The organism is Marinactinospora thermotolerans DSM 45154 (assembly GCF_900167435.1).
GTDB lineage: Bacteria > Actinomycetota > Actinomycetes > Streptosporangiales > Streptosporangiaceae > Marinactinospora > Marinactinospora thermotolerans.
The window spans coordinates 234,558-250,162 of sequence record NZ_FUWS01000009.1 but is presented as its reverse complement, the minus strand read 5'-3'; the positions used below and the strand labels follow the sequence as shown (position 1 = coordinate 250,162).

Here is a 15,605-nt window from a genome sequence, read left to right as displayed (position 1 = left end):
TTCCAGGCTGGAAGGGTGAACCTGACACGCCGTCCGCCCGCCCGCCTGTTTCCGTCCATCGCGCTGTTCCTGGCCTCGCTCCTGGCCTGGACGGCCGTGCCCGCCGTCCCACCCGCTGTGGCGGACACCGGTCCGTGGGCCTGGCCCGTCGACGCTCCCCACGTGGTGCTGCGTCCCTTCGTCGCCCCGCCCTCCCCCTGGTCGGCCGGCCACCGGGGCGTCGACCTCCTGACCGACGACGGGGCGGTGGTCCGGTCGGCGGGCGCGGGACGGGTGGCGTTCGCCGGACGGGTCGCCGGCACCGGTGTCGTGAGCGTCGCCCACGGCTCGCTGCGCACCACCTACCTGCCGGTGACGCCCCTGGTCGAGTCCGGGACCCCCGTGGCCCCAGGCGATCCCATCGGGACCCTCTTGGCCTCACCGCCGCACTGCGGCGCACACCCCTGTCTGCACTGGGGCCTGCTGGACGGGGACGCCTACCTCGACCCGCTCGCCCTGGTGGGCCGGGGACGCCACCGTCTCCTGCCCTCCGTTCCCGCGCCCGCGCGAGCGCTCACGCCCGCGGATGCGCCCTGTTGTAGACACGGGTGAGCCGCTCGATCGAGACGTGGGTGTAGATCTGTGTGCTCGCCAGCGACGAGTGCCCGAGGATCTCCTGCACGCTGCGCAGGTCGGCGCCCCCGTTGAGCAGGTGGGTGGCGGCGCTGTGCCGCAGCCCGTGGGGAGCGGTGTCGGTCTCGGGCGAGGCCGCCGACATCCGCTCGTGGACGTCGCGCCGGGCGGTGCGGGTGCCCAGCCGGCCGCCACGGGCACCGAGGAACATCGCCGCTCCACTGTCCGGTCCGGCCCAGGCCGGTCTGCCCTCGCCCAGCCAGCGGCGCAACGCCTCCAGCGCGGGACGGCCGATCGGGACCACACGCTCCCGCCCGCCCTTGCCCAGGACGCGGAGGGTTCCCCGTTCCTCGTCGAGGTCGTCGACGTCGAGGCCGCACAACTCGGCCACCCGGATCCCGGTCGCATACAGCACCTCGACGACCGCCTGACGTCGCAGCGCGGCGGGCGAGGCGTCGTCGTCATCGTGCAGGGGCGCGAGCGCCTCGGCGGTCTGCCGTTCGTCGAGCACCGCCGGAAGAGGACGATGCCGCTTGGGCGTGGCCAGCAGCCGACCGAAATCGTGGTCGAGCCGTCCGGTGCGGTGCAGGAACGCGGTGAACACCCGGGCCGCGGCGATCCGCCGGGCCAGCGTGGCCCGCCCCAGCCCACGCCCGTGCAGGTCGGCCAGCCAGGCCCGCAACACCGCGATGTCGAGCTCCTCCAGGCGCGTCCCGACTCTGTCGAGGTAGCCGAGGAGGTCGCGCAGATCCCCCAGGTAGGCGCGCACGGTGTGCGGTGAACGGCCGAGCTCGGCATCGAGATGCCGGACGAAGTCGTCGAGGACCGCGGCCCCCTCCCCCGGGGGACCGGCGTGGAGGGACCGTTCCTCCCCGTGCTCCTCGTTCACCTCGAAGGCGCCGGCAGCGCGGCCACGGCGTCGACCTCGATCAGGTAGCGCGGGTCGATGAGCCCGCTGACCTCGACCAACGTACTCGCCGGACGGGGCTCGTGGACGAGGAACTCACCGATGACCTGACGGACGCCGTCGAGGTCGGCGATGTGGCGCAGGTAGTAGGTGACCTTGACCAGATGTCGCAGATCCGCTCCGTGCGGAGCCAGGGCGGCCTCGATGTTACGGAAGACCTGGCGGGCCTGTTCTACGGCGTCGCACTCGGCGACGCTCCCATCGGGTGCCAAGGGGACCTGTCCCGAGACGAAGACGAGTGCCCCCTCCGCGCGGAGACTGGGACTGTAGAGGCTGCTCATGGCGTCACCCTAACCCCAGCGGGACATGCTCCACCGGAACCGGTCAGGGTCGTCTCAACCGCCAACCGCCCCCGGCGCGTTCCACGAAACCCCCCGCGGCGAGCAGGCCGAGGTGGCGCAGCGCGGTGTCGAGGTCGACCCCCGCGCCCATGGCGATCGTCGCGGTCCCCCCTCCGGAACGGGACGGCACCGCCTCCAGGAGTCGCCGGGACAACGGATCGAGTTCCTCGGAGCCGATGACCGTCCCCTCATCGGAACACAGGTCGGCTCCGATGGGGCCGACCTGCTCGATGATGTCGGCGACACAGGTGACGCACACGGCCTGGCAGTCGCGCAGCAGCCGATGGCAACCGGCCGAGAGCGCGGAGGTGACGGGGCCGGGCACCGCCATGAGCATCCGGCACAGTTCCCGCGCGTGCTTGGCGGTGCTGGCCGCGCCACTGCGCAGGCCCGCCTCGACGACGACGGTACCGGGGGTGAGGGCCGCGATGAGACGGTTGCGCACCAGGAAGCCGTGCCGGGTGGGAGTGGTGCCCGGCGGGTGCTCGCTGACGAGCACACCGCGTTCGGCGGCCGCGGCGAACAGGTTCGCGTGGCCCCGCGGATAGTCGGTGTCGAGACCACAGGCGAGGACGACGACCGTGGGACCGCCCGTGGCCAGGGCGCCGCGGTGCGCGGCGCCGTCGATACCGTAGGCGCCCCCCGAGACGACCGTCCAGCCTCGTTCGGCGAGGCCGTGGGCGAACTCCCCCGCCACGTGCAGACCGTAGGCGCTGGCCGCGCGGGAGCCCACCACCGCCACCGACCGTAGACAGCAGTGCCGGAGGTCGCGGGTTCCGCGTACCCAGAGCGCGACCGGTCGCCGGCCGGCCAGGGAGTCGAGCTGTCCGGGCCACTCGGGTTCGCCGGGGAGCACCAACCTGATACCGAGGTCGGCGGCGCGGGCCACCAGGTCGTCGGGGTCGGTGCCGGCCGCGGCCTCCTGCCAACGGCGCATCCGGGCGTCGTGGGCGGCCCGCGACGCGTCGTCCTTGCCCGGCGGGGCGGGAAGAGCGCGACGGGCGCGAAGGGCGGCCCAGACCTCGACAGCGGGCATCTGGGCGAGGAGCCCGCTCATGACGGGATCGCCGGGTTGGGCGACGGCCGTGATCGCGGCGCGGGCCGACGCCTCGGAATCGGTGGAGCTCATTGGGCCGTCCCCGCCCACAGGGCGAACGCGTAGCCGACATCGGCCGTGGTGGGGGTGTCGCGTCCGGCGAGGTCGGCCAGTGTCCAGGCGACCCGCAGCACGCGGTCGACACCCCGGGCGCTGATCTCGCCGCGGTCCAACGCCCGGCCCAGCACCTGCACGGAGTCGGGTGCCGGGGGGAACATGCGGCGTAACTCGGCACCCGGGACCGCGGCGTTGGTGTTCCAGGGGGTGGCGGCCAGCCGCCGGGTGGCACGCTCGCGGGCCTCGGCCACCCGCTCGGCGACGGCCGCGGAGGACTCGGCGAGGGCGCGGTCGGCGAGGAGCTCGGCACGGGTGACCGGTTGGAGGTGGGCCTTGATGTCGACCCGGTCCATCAGGGGCCCCGACAACCGGGCCAGGTAGCGCCGACGCTGCGCGGCCGGACACACGCAGGCCGGCCCCGACTTGCCGCAGGGACAGGGGTTGGCGGCCAGGACGAGCAGGAAGCGCGCGGGAAAGCGCGCGGTGGCCGCGGCGCGGGCGATAACGACCTCGCCGGTCTCCAGCGGTTGGCGAAGGGAGTCGAGGACGCCGCGTTCGAACTCGGGTGCCTCGTCCAGGAACAACACACCGCGATGGGCCAGTGAGATCGCCCCCGGCCGCAGCCGCCCGGCACCGCCTCCCACGATGGCGGTCCGGGTGGCGGTGTGGTGGGGCGCGCAGAACGGGGGGACGGTGATCAGGGGACGGTCGCGGGGAAGCGTCCCGGCGACCGAGTGGATCGCCGTGACCTCGATGGCCTCGTCCGTGGTGAGCCGTGGCAGCACGGTGGGCAGGCGCTCGGCGAGCAGGCTCTTGCCGGTCCCAGGAGGTCCCAGGAGAAAGGTGTTGTGCCCGCCGGCCGCCGAGATCTCGACCGCGCGCCGGGCGACCGGCTGCCCGAGCACGTCGGCGAGGTCGGGAACGGGGCGCGGGGAGCCGGTCCGCGCCGTGACGGGGCCGCCGTCCGGCTCGTCCCCGCACGGCGGCGGGAGAGGGCCGCCCCGCAGGAGCGCGAGGAGCTCGGCCAGCGAGCCGACCGCCGTGACCTCGACGTCGGGGACGAGCCGGGCCTCGGCGGCGTTACCGCGGGCGACCGTGAACCGGGTGTGTCCCGCGTGGGCCGCGGCCAGGATCGACGGCAGGACACCCGGGACCGGGCGGGCCCGCCCGTCCAGGCCGAGTTCGCCGAGGAGCACCGTGTCGTGGAGCGCATCGGAGGGTATCGCCCCGTTGGCGCCCAGGACCGCGGTGGCGATGGCGAGGTCGAACGCGCTCCCGCGCTTGGGCAGACTCGCGGGCGAGAGGCTGACGGTGATGTGGTCGTCGGGCCAGTACTCGCCGCTGTTGAGGATGGCGGCCCGGATACGGTCGCGCGCCTCGCGCAGGGCGGTGTCGGGCAGGCCGACCAGGGTGAGCCCCGCAGGCCCGCCACCCAGGTGGGCCTCGACCTCGACCTCGTGGCCCTCGATGCCGAGCAGGGCGATGGAGCGGGTGCGGGCCAGCCCCATCTAGGCCACCCCCCGGTGGTGCTTGAGGAACCAGCGGCCGCCGCTCCCGGCCAGCACGGAGACGACGTCGACACGGGTACGCACGGTGCCGATCGCGGTCCCGCCGTGTTCGTCGGCCCATCTACGGGCGAGCAGGCGCAGACGTAGACGTTTGCGCGAATCGACCGCTTCGAGAGGGGTGCCGAAGCGGGCGTCCGACCGGGTCTTGACCTCGACCACGACGAGGGTGCGGCCACGGCGCGCCACGATGTCGAGCTCGCCGTCGGGGCACCGCCAGTTGCGCGCCAGGATGCGCATCCCGCAGCGTCGAAGATGCGCCGCGGCGAGCTCCTCGCCACGGCGACCGAGTTCCTGTGCGGTGTGGATGGGACCACGGGCCATACCGACCACCTCCGTCTTCCAGGGTGGGCCGGGAGGAGGGGGTTCTCCACCGCGATCCGCGCCCTGTGGACAGAGGTGGGACGGTCCGGCCGGTCATCCGAACCGGGTGGACCGGCCGGGCCGGGGTCAGGGCGTCTCGGTCCCCGTGGCGGGCTGTTGCGGCCGGGTGTCGACCTCGCCGTCGGGACGCCCGCGGACCGCGTTGGCGACATCCGCGACGCGCCAATCGGCGCCGTCCTGTTCGGGCTCGCCGCGGACCGCCCGGACCTCGGGCGCGTCCTGCGGGGCGTCCGCTGCCGGGACGTCCCCCGCTATCCGTTCGGGCCGGTGGGGGGCGCCACCGGCGGTGGCCGGCCCCGGTGTGACCGGCGGCTGGGGGACGGCCCCGCGCGCGCCGAGCTCCTCGTTGCGCCGCACGGCCTCGGTTCCCGGCGCGTCGTCGGGCGCCGTGGGCAGTGGTTCGTCACGCACCTGGTTGCGGTGACCGGAGTCGGATCCGGGCTGGTCGCGTTGCATCGGTCGCCTCCCGATCGTGCGGTCGGATCACTCCCGCCCTACCCGATGCGCCACCGGCACAACATCCCGAGCGCGCGGAAGGCCCGCGGAGTGGACCTCCGCGGGCCTTCTCGCATCCCCGTACCGCGTCCGGCGCTCCGAGACCGGCGCGGTTCTCAGCTCTGGGAGCCCGGTTGCCCGGCGGCGGGCACCTCGAGATCGCTCTTGGTGATCTCCTCGACGTTGACGTCCTTGAACGTCACGACGCGAACGTTCTTGACGAAACGGGCCGGGCGGTACATGTCCCAGACCCACGCGTCCTGCATCGTCACCTCGAAGTACATCTCGCCGGTGTCCGTCGTGCGCGGCTGCAGGTCCACGTGGTTGGTCAGGTAGAACCGACGTTCGGTCTCGACCACGTAGCTGAACAACCCGACGACGTCACGGTATTCGCGATAGAGCTGGAGCTCCATCTCGGCTTCGTACTTCTCCAGGTCCTCAGAACTCATTCAACCGCTCGCTTTCGTCGTGCACTCTCCCGGTTCGGTGGTCCGGCCTCCTCTGCCCGCTTTCCGGTATCCGGCGACCATGTCGCGCATGGGATCGGAGCATTCCCACAGATTCCATGATGGGGTATGTGTCAACTATGCGCGATCATTCGCGGATGTCGATGTCCACGAGCCCGCGCCGCCGCGCGCGCCGCATCAGCGAACGCGCCGGCAGTGCCGCCACCGCCCCGAGCGCGTAGGGAAGGGCCTGGGCCGTCGCGCCGGCCGCGGTCTCGTCCAGCGGGGCGAAGGTGTCGGGGATCGGCAGCGTCGCGATCCGGTCGAGCGGCCAGACGATGACGAACGCCCGCCCCACCACGGCGTCCTCGGCGATCGTTCCGCCGCCGGGGTCGGACTGGTGCATGCGCGAGTCGTAGGAGATGGAGCGGTGGTCCCCCATGACCCACAGCCGTCCTTCGGGGACCGTGACCGGTCCGAACTCCTGGTGGGTCTCCAGGCTCCCGGGGTACAGGTAGGGCTCGTCGAGGGGGACGCCGTTGACCAGGACGCGGTTCTGCTCGTCGCAGCACTCGACGGTGTCACCCGGCAGGCCGATGACGCGCTTGATGTAGTCCTTGCCGGTCGGGGCGACGCCGATCTGCTGACCGACCCAGGTGAAGAGGCGGGAGAGCGGGTTGGCCGCGGGATCGGCCGTGACGGTGTTCTCCTCGTCCCAGGAGCCGCTGCCGTTGAAGACGACGATGTCCCCACGCTGGATATCACGGACCTGGTAGACCAGCTTGTTCACCAGCACCCGGTCGCCGATGAGAAGGGTGTCCTCCATCGACTTGGAGGGGATGTAGAACGCCTGGACCACCCAGGTCTTGATGACGAACGCCAAGACGAGGGCGATCACGATCAGGACGGGGAGTTCCTTCCAGAAGGAACCCGGCTTCTCCCCACCCTTGCCTTTTCTCTTCGCGTTCATCGTGGCGTCCGGGCCCTTCCCCGCGCTGGCCGGCTCGTCGTCGTCTAGGGGACCGTTCGCGGGCTCCGCGGAGAAGGGGGCGCCGCCGGCGCCGCCCGTTCCAGCGGGCCCCGAAACGCCGCTGGCTCCCCCTCGAAAGGCCGTGGGGGAGCCAGAATCCTCCGACGGCCCGCTCGCCATAGGTCGAGCGGGACCGTCGTCGGTGTTGCGGATCTCGGTGTCGCGAGGATCCAGTTCGTCGTTGCTCATCGGCATGGAAGCCTAGCCGAGCCGAACCCCGGTCGCCGGTAAAGGCGCTCCTCGCGTGGGTCGTTTCGCGCGGGTCAGCGGCCGGCGGGCTCGCGGCGCTCGCGGATGCGGGCGGCCTTGCCGCGCAGGGAGCGCAGGTAGTAGAGCTTGGCGCGACGGACGCGGCCGCGGGAGACGACCTCGATCTTCTCGATCGCCGGGGTGTGCACCGGGAAAGTGCGCTCCACACCCACGCCGTAGCTGACCTTGCGGATGGTGAAGGTCTCGCGGTTACCCGAGCCCTGCCGCCGAATCACGACGCCCTTGAAGACCTGGATCCGGGAGCGGTTGCCCTCGGTAACCCGCACGTGAACGTTGAGCGTGTCACCCGGGCGGAAGTCGGGCACGTCGGAGCGCAGCTGGGCCTTCTCAAGCTCCTGAATAGCGGTGTGCATCTCAGCGGTTCCTCATCGATTGCGCGCCGCGGCGACGGACATTGCGGTTCGCGCGGGCGGATCTGCTGCGGTCGAAAGTCGGTTGCCCCCGCTGGGGAGTCGACAACTGTCGACAGCATGCGAACAAAGGCATACGGCAGTGGCAACCCGTCTAGTCTGCCACAGATTGCGGCCCGACCTGTAACCGGACCTCCGCGATGACCTCCCGATCACGCTGGTCAAGATCATCGGGGTCGATGCGGTCGAGCAGTTCGGGCCGGTTGCGGGCGGTCTTGCGCAGCGCCTCGTCCCTGCGCCAGCGGTCCACCGCGCCGTGGTTGCCGGACAACAGCAGGGGTGGCACCTCCTGCCCGCGCCAGACCGGGGGCTTGGTGTAGACCGGCCCCTCGACGAGGTGCTCCATGCCCCCGGGGGCGAAGGAGTCCTGGGCGACCGAGGCGGCGTTGCCCAAGACACCGGGCAACAGCCGGGAGATCGCCTCCACCATGACCAGCGTCGCCGACTCCCCGCCGTTGAGGACGTAGTCGCCGATGCTGACCTCCTCGACCGGCATGCGCTTCGCCGCGTCCACGGCCACCCGCGAGTCGATGCCCTCGTAGCGTCCGCAGGCGAACACCAGCCACGGTTCGCGCGCGAGCCGGTCGGCGTCGGCCTGGGTGAAGGGGGCGCCACTGGGCGTGGGCAGGATGAGCCGGGGCGTCGCGCCCCCCTCGGCGGGCGCGACGGCGTCAAGGGCCTCCCCCCACGGCTCGGGCTTCATGACCATGCCGGGTCCGCCGCCGTAGGGCGTGTCGTCGACGGTGTTGTGCCGGTCGTGGGTCCAGGTGCGCAGGTCGTGCATCCGGACGTCGAGCAGGCCGCTCCTGCGCGCCTTGCCGATCAGGGACAGATCGAGGGGGGCGAAGTAGTCGGGGAAGATCGTGATGATGTCGATGCGCATGGGTCCTCCTGGGCCGCTGGAGCCCTGGTTCACCGTCCCAGGTCGAGCAGGCCGGGCGGGGGGTCGATCACGATGCGGCCGGCCTCGGTGTCGACCTCGGGGACGAGGGCGCGCACGAACGGGACCAGGATCTCGTCACCGGACGCGTCCGTGATCACCAGGAGGTCCTGGGCGTTGTGCAGGATGTCCTCGACGACCCCCACGTCGGTGCCGTCGGGGGTGAGCACGCGCAGTCCGAGGAGTTCGTGGTCGTGGAACTCGTCGGGGTCCTCCACCGGGGGGATCTCGGCGGAGTCGACGAGCAGGGTCACACCGCGCAGCCCTTCGGCGGCGGTGCGGTCGCGCACCGACTCGAAGCGGACGAGCAGTCGCCCGGTGTGCTCGCGGGCCGACTTGACGGTCAGCGGTCCCACGGTGGCGGGTTCGGTGAGCAGGACGGCGCCCGGCGCGAACCGCGCCGCGGGGTCGTCGGTGCGCACCTCGACGGCGACGTCTCCGCGGATGCCGTGCGCGCGGCCGATCCGACCGACAACGAGACGCATGGTCCTCTCCTAGCTGGGACGGGGATCCGGGGCGCGCCCGCGGCGGACCCGGAGACGGGTCTGCGCGGGAGGGACGTGCCCTTCCCGCGCAGACCGCATGCGGCGTGGGGCGTCGGCCTGAGGCCGACGCCCCGTGGCGCCGGAGTTCAGCGCACTTCGTGCAGGTCCAAAAGATCGACCCGGACGTAGCGCCCGCCGGCCAGCGAACCGATGACGGTCCGCAGCGCCTTGGCGGTACGACCGTTGCGGCCGATCACCTTCCCGAGGTCGTCGGGGTGGACCCGGACTTCGAGCACCTTGCCCTTGCGGAGCCGTTTGGCCCGAACCTGGACGTCGTCGGGGTTCTCGACGATCCCCTTGACGAGGTGCTCAAGCGCCTCTTCCAGCACGTTACGCCTCGCCCTCGGACTTCTCCGCGGTGTTCTCGGCCGGCTTCTCCTCGGCCTTGTCGGCCTTCTTGCCCTTGGTCTTGGGCTCGTTCCCGGGCAGGACGAGCTCCTTCAGGGCGGCCTGGAAGGCGGCCTCGTTGGCCTCCTTGTCCTTCGGCTCGGCAACCTTGAGGGGAGCCGGAGCCGGCAGGCCCTTGAACTTCTGCCAGTCGCCGGTGCGCTTGAGGATGTGCTTCACCGGGTCGGTCGGCTGCGCCCCCTGGGAGAGCCAGTACTGCACCCGCTCGGAGTTCACCTCGATGAGGCTCGGCTCCTCCTTCGGGTGGTACTTGCCGATCTCGTCGATCGCCTTGCCGTCACGCTTGGTACGGGCGTCGGCAACGACGATGCGGTACTGCGGCGTACGGATCTTCCCCATACGCTTGAGCTTGATCTTGACAGCCACTGGTGCGGTCTTCTCCTGAATAAGGCGTGGTCGCCCGGCGTTGAGCCACGTGGGGTTGTGACACGCCACCGAGCCTGACGTGAGCGCGCGGATGAGTAGAGGGCAGACCCGGCGCGCCGTTAGTCGACAATCAATTGTGCCAGACGATCCGACAACGGAGTTCCGCGGGCGCGCCGGGCGGGGGCCCGGACACGACGGTGCCCGGGCGGGGATCGCGGTGACGGCCGGGGTCCCCGCCCGTCACGTCACTTCTTCGGAAGCTTGAAATCGGAGAGGTCGGGGATCCGGCCGCCGCCGAATCCCGGCGGAAGCTGCGGGGATCCCCCGCCCAGGCCCGGGGGCAGCTGCGGCGGGGTGTCGTTCCCCTCTTCCTGACGGCGCTGGCGCTCGGCGGCCTTCGCGGCCTCCTGCTCCTTGGCCTTCATCGGGTTGCCGCTGCGCTGGCGCCCCTTCTTGCCCTTCTTGCCCGCGGCCTTGGCCCCCTTCTTGCGGCCGCCTCCCATGCCGGGCATCCCCGGCATACCGGGAAGACCGCCGTTCTTCATCTGGCGCAGCATCTTCTGCGCTTCGAAGAACCTGGTGACCAGGCCGTTGACGTCGCTGACCTGGGTGCCCGAGCCGTTGGCGATGCGCAGCCGGCGCGAACCGTTGATGATCTTGGGGTTGGCGCGCTCGGCCGGGGTCATGGACCGGATGATCGCGGCGATGCGATCGAGGTCCTTGTCGTCGACGTTGTTGATCTGGTCACGCATCTGCCCCATGCCGGGCATCATCCCGAGCAGGTTGCCGATGGGACCGAGGCGACGGATCATCATCATCTGCTGGAGGAAGTCCTCCAGCGTGAAGTCGTCGTCAGAGGCGATGGTGCTCGCCATCTTCTCGACTTCGGCCTCGTCGAACGTGCGCTGCGCCTGCTCGATCAGGGTGAGCACGTCACCCATGTCGAGGATGCGCGAGGCCATCCGGTCGGGGTGGAAGAGGTCGAAGTCCTCGAGCTTCTCACCGGTCGAGGCGAACATGATCGGCCGGCCGGTGATGTGGCGGATGGACAGCGCCGCACCACCACGGGCGTCACCGTCGAGCTTGGTCAGCGCGACCGCGTCGTAGCCGACACCGTCGAGGAACGCCTGGGCGGTGTTGACCGCGTCCTGGCCGATCATGGCGTCGACGACGAAGAGGATCTCGTCGGGGCTGACCGCGTCGCGGATGTCGGCGGCCTGCTGCATCATCTCGGTGTCGACGCCCAGTCGGCCGGCGGTGTCGATGATGACGATGTTGTGGTTGTTGCGCTGGGCGTGGGCGATGGAGTCGCGCGCGACCTCGACCGGATCGCCGACGCCGTTGCCGGGCTGGGGCGCGTAGACCGGAACCCCGGCCCGCTGCCCCATGACCTGGAGCTGGGTGACCGCGTTGGGACGCTGGAGGTCGGCGGCGACGAGCAGCGGCGTGTTGCGCTGGGCCGCCAGCCACTTGGCGAGCTTTCCGGCGAGCGTGGTCTTACCCGCGCCCTGGAGGCCGGCGAGCATGATGACGGTCGGCGGGTTCTTCGCGAACCTGATCTCGCGGGTCTGGCCGCCGAGGATCTCGATGAGTTCCTCGTTGACGATCTTGATGACCTGCTGGGCCGGGTTGAGCGCCTTGGAGACCTCTTCGCCGCGCGCGCGTTCCTTGATCTGCGCGATGAACTCACGCACGACGGGCAGCGCGACATCGGCCTCGAGCAGTGCGAGGCGGATCTCACGCGCGGTCGCGTTGATGTCCTCCTCGGACAGGCGCCCTTTTCCGCGCAGCGAGGAGAAGACCGATGTGAGCCGGTCGGAAAGCGTCTCGAACACGAGTGTGTCCCGTCCTTCGTCTCGGGATTGGCTTCCTAGGGTACCCGGACAGCGGGTCAGTTGCCGGACGGGCTTGCGCTGGCCTCCGGGCTCTGCCCGGCGCCGCCGTCGACCTTGGCCAGCGTGGCCTCACGCTGATCCTTGAGCTTGGCGGGGAGTTCCTCCGCCGCCGAGCCGCTGAGCGCCCGGGTGGACAGCAACGCCTCGCCCTCGATCTCGTAGCTCTGCGGGTTGGCGCTGGGGGCCAGGGCGTAGTCGACGCCACAGGACAGGTCGACGGTTCCGCCGGCCTCCAGCGCGGCGCTGTCGTTGCACTTCTTCTCGCCGAGTTCGGCGTTGTTCATGGTGGCGTCCATGCGCACCAGAACGGTTCCCGAGTCGCTGTCGGACATGTCGGTGACGGTGCCGCTGACCGAGCAGGCGCCGCCGGTCTCGCAGTCGAGGCTCAGTTCCCCCTCCCACTGGACGATCAGCCGGGAGTCGCGAGCGCTCGTGAGGTCGTCCTCGGTGAGGGCGATGAGGTCGTCGTAGAACGTCTCCAGGTCGGCCTGATCGGGCTGGGAGAGGTTGAAGGCGGTGCGGATGGCCGGCGCCTCGCCCTCCGTCGGGGCGAGGTCGGTGATCTCCATGCGCAGCAGGTCGTGCGGCGCCTCCTTGTCGAGCCACATCTTGCCGTTGGCGAGGTCGATCCGGTAGACGGGGTTGCCGTCGAGCTTCTCCTCGGTGGCGGTCCCCCCGTCGGGGGCCTGGGCGCGCAGGATCTCGGCCAGCTCGGCCGGGGCCAGCACGGTCTGCGGGTCGATTCCCAGCACCTCGGGCCTGACCTGCACCCAGTGCTCGGCGTAGCTGTCGGAGTCGGGGTTGTCGTACAGCGACTGGGTGAGCCAGTAGGAGTCGTCGGCCGACAGGAACATCCGCCCGTCGACCTGGGTGACCTGCACCTCGGTGCCGTCGACGTCCACCGTCCCCGAGGTGGCGCCCGAGTCGGCGACGAGCAGCGTGCTCTCACGCGGTTGGCCGTCGGAGTCGGCGAACTGTCCCTGCAGGCGCACGGCAGGGGCCTCGGCCAACTGGTCGAGCGCCGATTCCAGCAATGGGGCGGCCTCCACCGGCGTGGGCGAGGGGGACGCCTCCTCCTCGGCCCCCGGCCGCCAGTGGCTCAGATCGATCGCGCACCCAGCGGCGCCGAACGTGAGGGCGGCCGCGGCGGCCACGGTGACGAACGGGCCGCGCGGTCGCTGCCTGGTGGTTTCTGCCGGCGCCATCATGCCTCCTGGCCCCTGCCAAGGGGTACGGGATGTAGTCGATAACGGGGACGCATCGGACGGCGCCTCGGTCCGGGACGGACTGGCGAGGGCCTTGCGCGCACTCCGGGCGTCCAGGAATGTACCCCACCATGAGAGGTGGAGCCTTGCTGTTGACGTCCAAGAGTAGCGAATGGTGACGTAATGCCCGGTGAATCGCGACTCTCCCTCCGTGGCGGCCCATAGGGTGGGCGGCAGCGCGCGACCGGGTGGAGGTGCGGGTGGGAGGAGGCCGCAACGTGGAGCGCTGCACCGACTGCGGATCGTTCGGCGTCACCGAGCGCCTGCTCAGGCCCACGGGGGAACGGGTGTGGACGTGCCCCGAGTGCGACGCGCTGTGGCGGGAGGGGGACGACCGTTCGGCCACGTCGTTCATGCAGGCCCCCGACTATTTGGCCGCGGCCGGCCTGGGACCGGAGGATGTGGCCGTGACACGCTCGCCCACGCCGTTGCCCGCTCTGCCCGAGGCGTGGTCGGGGGTGCCGTTGACGCCGTTGCAGGAGGCGTGGCTGGCGCTGCGCCGGATCGTCGCCGAGGGCAGGCTCAGCGCGCTGGGCGTCGGCGACCGCGCGGGTGAGGCCCGAGACGTCGTGGGACCGTGGGACGCGACCGCCGCGCCCCTCAACGCCGCCCAGGTGATCCCCGCCGAGGAGGCGCCGGTGCGGTTGCGGCTGTCGGGAGGCGTCGTGGTGGAACTACTGGTGGACGTGACCGAGGGGCGGTTGGAACTGCCCGGTGTGCTCGACGAGGGCCCGGGGCCGGACCTGACGGCCCTGTCGCGCGCGGACGTCGAATCGGTGCTGCGCCAGGCCGGCGCGCGGACCCGGCCGCGTCGCGAAGGCATCGCGTTCGAGACCGGGCGTTTCGCGGGTGAGCTGGACTTCCAGGGGGATCGGCTCGGCGCGGTCCGGGTGCGCGCGGCCGGATGACCCCCGCCGGTCGGGGACGCGGACGGGTCCGGGCCGGCGCGGGAACCCCGCGCCGGCCCGGTTCACCCCCATCGCAGTGATGGTGTGGTCAGCGGAATCAACGTCGAGACCGCTAGAGCCGCACCTGCTGTGAGGGCACCTCCTCGCCCGGAGGCGTCGGCGAGGAGAGTTCGATGTGGTCGAGGTCGTCGAAGGCGTAGGCCGTCTCGGAGTGCAGCTCGTGGTCGAGGCCGTTGGTCTCGACGTGCTCGGGGATCCGGAAGCCCATGACCAGGTCGATGACCTTGGCGATGACCCAGGTGACCGCGAAGGAGTAGACGAGGACCGCGAAGACGCCGAGCGCCTGGAGACCCAGCAGCGAGATCGAGCCGCCGTAGAGCAGTCCCTCGACCTCGCCGCCGGAGGCCAGCGAGGAGGCGAGCAGACCGATGGCGAGCGAGCCGATGATGCCGCCGACCAGGTGGATGCCGACCACGTCGAGCGCGTCGTCGTACTTGAACTTGTACTTCCAGCTGATGGCGTAGGCGCAGACGGCACCGGCGATCAGGCCCAGGATGACGGAGCCGACCGGGGTGAGCGTGCTCGCGGCCGGGGTGATGGCGACCAGGCCGGCGACCGCGCCCGAGGCGAAGCCCAAGGCCGTGACCTTGCCGTAGCGGATGCGCTCGACGAGCATCCAGGCGCCGGTGGCGGCCGCCGTGGCGACCTGGGTGTTGACCAGGGCGAGGGCGGCGGTGCCGTCGGCGGCCAGGCCCGATCCCGCGTTGAACCCGAACCAGCCGAACCACAGCAGCGCGGCGCCCAGCAGGACGAACGGCAGGTTGTGGGGGCGCATCGACTCCGAGCCGAAGCCCTTGCGGCGGCCGAGGACGAGCGTGAGGGCGAGCGCGGCGGCGCCGGCGTTGATGTGGACCGCTGTTCCACCGGCGAAGTCGATGACGCCCAGGCCGAAGATCCAGCCGTCGGCCGACCAGACCCAGTGGGCGACCGGGAAGTACACGATCAGCGCCCAGATCGGGACGAACAGCAGCCAGGCACCGAACTTCGCGCGGTCGGCGATCGCGCCGCTGATCAGGGCGACGGTGATGACGGCGAACATCATCTGGAAGCCGGCGAACACCAGGTCGGGCAGACCGTCGGTGTCGGTGCCGATCAGCGAGGTCAGACCGACCGTGTCGAGTCCGCCGATGAAGGGGGCGAGCGGACCGGACCCCGACCCGAAGGTCAGGGAGTAGCCGACGAGCACCCACAGCACGCTGACGATCGCGATGCTCGTGAAGCTCATCAACATCATGTTCAACACGCTCTTGGCGCGGGCCATGCCACCGTAGAAGAAGGCCAGGCCGGGCGTCATGAGCATCACCAGCGCGGCGCTTACCAGCACCCACGCGGTGTTGCCGCTGTCGATCATGTCGCCTCCGTAGTCGGTGCGGGGGAGTGGACGTGCGTGTCGGGGTGGGCGGTCCGCGCGGGCGCGTCATCGGGCTCGACGGCGATGACCACGACCGACAGCCTCCCGACGGTGTGTTTCCCGTCGTCTGCGCGGTTGTTGCGCCCGTGTAAAGACATCGCCGCGGGTGTTACGGCGGGGTGAATCGCCCGCCC

The 15,605-nt window shown here is 71.2% G+C and carries 18 protein-coding genes; 2 read left to right on the top strand and 16 right to left on the bottom strand.

Translation table 11 applies throughout. The features are described 5' to 3' along the window. Nucleotides 1-15 precede the first annotated feature (15 nt). The gene (locus tag B5D66_RS17295; RefSeq protein WP_144390179.1) at nucleotides 16-591 is read left to right on the top strand and encodes a murein hydrolase activator EnvC family protein; all 576 of its coding nucleotides are present in this window, start codon (nucleotides 16-18) and stop codon (nucleotides 589-591) included. Here the strand turns inward: B5D66_RS17295 and B5D66_RS17290 are convergent. From B5D66_RS17290 to B5D66_RS17220, 15 genes are all read right to left on the bottom strand, one after another. Then, the gene (locus B5D66_RS17290) at nucleotides 554-1,501 is read right to left on the bottom strand and encodes a tyrosine recombinase XerC (RefSeq protein ID WP_078762785.1); all 948 of its coding nucleotides are present in this window, start codon (nucleotides 1,499-1,501) and stop codon (nucleotides 554-556) included. The two genes, B5D66_RS17295 and B5D66_RS17290, sit on opposite strands and share 38 nt — an antisense overlap. Beyond that, nucleotides 1,498-1,860, bottom strand: coding sequence for a RidA family protein (locus B5D66_RS17285; protein ID WP_078762784.1), 363 nt, complete (start codon nucleotides 1,858-1,860; stop codon nucleotides 1,498-1,500). The genes B5D66_RS17290 and B5D66_RS17285 overlap by 4 nt, the downstream gene beginning before the upstream one ends. A 43-nt stretch (nucleotides 1,861-1,903) precedes the next feature. Next, nucleotides 1,904-3,049: a DNA-processing protein DprA gene (dprA, locus tag B5D66_RS17280; RefSeq protein WP_078762783.1), complete on the bottom strand. Its 1,146-nt coding sequence runs from the start codon at nucleotides 3,047-3,049 to the stop codon at nucleotides 1,904-1,906. Beyond that, nucleotides 3,046-4,581: a YifB family Mg chelatase-like AAA ATPase gene (locus tag B5D66_RS17275; RefSeq protein WP_078762782.1), complete on the bottom strand. Its 1,536-nt coding sequence runs from the start codon at nucleotides 4,579-4,581 to the stop codon at nucleotides 3,046-3,048. Before B5D66_RS17275 ends, dprA begins: the two co-directional genes overlap by 4 nt. Continuing rightward, nucleotides 4,582-4,962, bottom strand: coding sequence for a YraN family protein (locus B5D66_RS17270; protein WP_078762781.1), 381 nt, complete (start codon nucleotides 4,960-4,962; stop codon nucleotides 4,582-4,584). A 126-nt stretch (nucleotides 4,963-5,088) separates the two neighbouring features. Beyond that, nucleotides 5,089-5,478 carry a hypothetical protein gene (locus B5D66_RS17265; RefSeq protein ID WP_078762780.1) on the bottom strand — a complete coding sequence of 130 codons (390 nt, stop codon included), beginning with the start codon at nucleotides 5,476-5,478 and terminating at the stop codon, nucleotides 5,089-5,091. Nucleotides 5,479-5,633: 155 nt separating this feature from the next. After that, entirely contained in the window at nucleotides 5,634-5,966 is a 333-nt protein-coding gene (locus tag B5D66_RS17260) for a DUF2469 domain-containing protein (RefSeq protein ID WP_078762779.1), read from the bottom strand. A 145-nt stretch (nucleotides 5,967-6,111) separates the two neighbouring features. Further along, nucleotides 6,112-7,182: a signal peptidase I gene (gene lepB / locus B5D66_RS17255; protein ID WP_078762778.1), complete on the bottom strand. Its 1,071-nt coding sequence runs from the start codon at nucleotides 7,180-7,182 to the stop codon at nucleotides 6,112-6,114. A 74-nt stretch (nucleotides 7,183-7,256) separates the two neighbouring features. After that, nucleotides 7,257-7,616: a 50S ribosomal protein L19 gene (gene rplS / locus B5D66_RS17250; RefSeq protein ID WP_078762777.1), complete on the bottom strand. Its 360-nt coding sequence runs from the start codon at nucleotides 7,614-7,616 to the stop codon at nucleotides 7,257-7,259. A gap of 151 nt (nucleotides 7,617-7,767) precedes the next feature. Then, nucleotides 7,768-8,556, bottom strand: a complete 789-nt coding sequence (gene trmD, locus B5D66_RS17245) for a tRNA (guanosine(37)-N1)-methyltransferase TrmD (RefSeq protein WP_078762776.1) — start codon at nucleotides 8,554-8,556, stop codon at nucleotides 7,768-7,770. Between the two features lie 29 nt (nucleotides 8,557-8,585). Continuing rightward, nucleotides 8,586-9,098 carry a ribosome maturation factor RimM gene (rimM, locus tag B5D66_RS17240; RefSeq protein ID WP_078762775.1) on the bottom strand — a complete coding sequence of 171 codons (513 nt, stop codon included), beginning with the start codon at nucleotides 9,096-9,098 and terminating at the stop codon, nucleotides 8,586-8,588. Nucleotides 9,099-9,244: 146 nt separating this feature from the next. Continuing rightward, on the bottom strand, nucleotides 9,245-9,487 hold the full coding sequence (locus B5D66_RS17235; RefSeq protein WP_078762774.1) for an RNA-binding protein: 243 nt from the start codon (nucleotides 9,485-9,487) through the stop codon (nucleotides 9,245-9,247). Nucleotide 9,488: 1 nt separating this feature from the next. Beyond that, the gene (gene rpsP / locus B5D66_RS17230) at nucleotides 9,489-9,932 is read right to left on the bottom strand and encodes a 30S ribosomal protein S16 (RefSeq protein ID WP_078762773.1); all 444 of its coding nucleotides are present in this window, start codon (nucleotides 9,930-9,932) and stop codon (nucleotides 9,489-9,491) included. A gap of 245 nt (nucleotides 9,933-10,177) precedes the next feature. Continuing rightward, nucleotides 10,178-11,767, bottom strand: coding sequence for a signal recognition particle protein (gene ffh / locus B5D66_RS17225; RefSeq protein WP_078762772.1), 1,590 nt, complete (start codon nucleotides 11,765-11,767; stop codon nucleotides 10,178-10,180). 56 nt (nucleotides 11,768-11,823) lie between these two features. Continuing rightward, nucleotides 11,824-13,035: a LolA-like protein gene (locus B5D66_RS17220; RefSeq protein WP_235001056.1), complete on the bottom strand. Its 1,212-nt coding sequence runs from the start codon at nucleotides 13,033-13,035 to the stop codon at nucleotides 11,824-11,826. A gap of 275 nt (nucleotides 13,036-13,310) precedes the next feature. Here B5D66_RS17220 and B5D66_RS17215 point away from each other — a divergent pair, with 275 nt between their 5' ends. Next, a complete protein-coding gene (locus B5D66_RS17215; protein ID WP_078762771.1) occupies nucleotides 13,311-14,000 on the top strand; it encodes a hypothetical protein in 690 nt (229 codons plus the stop codon). A gap of 112 nt (nucleotides 14,001-14,112) precedes the next feature. Here the strand turns inward: B5D66_RS17215 and B5D66_RS17210 are convergent, their stop codons facing one another. Further along, nucleotides 14,113-15,411, bottom strand: coding sequence for an ammonium transporter (locus tag B5D66_RS17210; protein WP_078762770.1), 1,299 nt, complete (start codon nucleotides 15,409-15,411; stop codon nucleotides 14,113-14,115). Nucleotides 15,412-15,605: the final 194 nt, after the last annotated feature.

What these genes read in the sequence shown, in the direction of transcription:
- B5D66_RS17285 (WP_078762784.1), bottom strand. Translation starts at nt 1,860, where the DNA reads ATGAGCAGCCTCTACAGTCCCAGTCTCCGCGCGGAGGGGGCACTCGTC.
- dprA (WP_078762783.1), bottom strand. Translation starts at nt 3,049, where the DNA reads ATGAGCTCCACCGATTCCGAGGCGTCGGCCCGCGCCGCGATCACGGCC.
- B5D66_RS17275 (WP_078762782.1), bottom strand. Translation starts at nt 4,581, where the DNA reads ATGGGGCTGGCCCGCACCCGCTCCATCGCCCTGCTCGGCATCGAGGGC.
- B5D66_RS17270 (WP_078762781.1), bottom strand. Translation starts at nt 4,962, where the DNA reads ATGGCCCGTGGTCCCATCCACACCGCACAGGAACTCGGTCGCCGTGGC.
- B5D66_RS17265 (WP_078762780.1), bottom strand. Translation starts at nt 5,478, where the DNA reads ATGCAACGCGACCAGCCCGGATCCGACTCCGGTCACCGCAACCAGGTG.
- B5D66_RS17260 (WP_078762779.1), bottom strand. Translation starts at nt 5,966, where the DNA reads ATGAGTTCTGAGGACCTGGAGAAGTACGAAGCCGAGATGGAGCTCCAG.
- lepB (WP_078762778.1), bottom strand. Translation starts at nt 7,182, where the DNA reads ATGAGCAACGACGAACTGGATCCTCGCGACACCGAGATCCGCAACACC.
- rplS (WP_078762777.1), bottom strand. Translation starts at nt 7,616, where the DNA reads ATGCACACCGCTATTCAGGAGCTTGAGAAGGCCCAGCTGCGCTCCGAC.
- trmD (WP_078762776.1), bottom strand. Translation starts at nt 8,556, where the DNA reads ATGCGCATCGACATCATCACGATCTTCCCCGACTACTTCGCCCCCCTC.
- rimM (WP_078762775.1), bottom strand. Translation starts at nt 9,098, where the DNA reads ATGCGTCTCGTTGTCGGTCGGATCGGCCGCGCGCACGGCATCCGCGGA.
- B5D66_RS17220 (WP_235001056.1), bottom strand. Translation starts at nt 13,035, where the DNA reads ATGATGGCGCCGGCAGAAACCACCAGGCAGCGACCGCGCGGCCCGTTC.
- B5D66_RS17210 (WP_078762770.1), bottom strand. Translation starts at nt 15,411, where the DNA reads ATGATCGACAGCGGCAACACCGCGTGGGTGCTGGTAAGCGCCGCGCTG.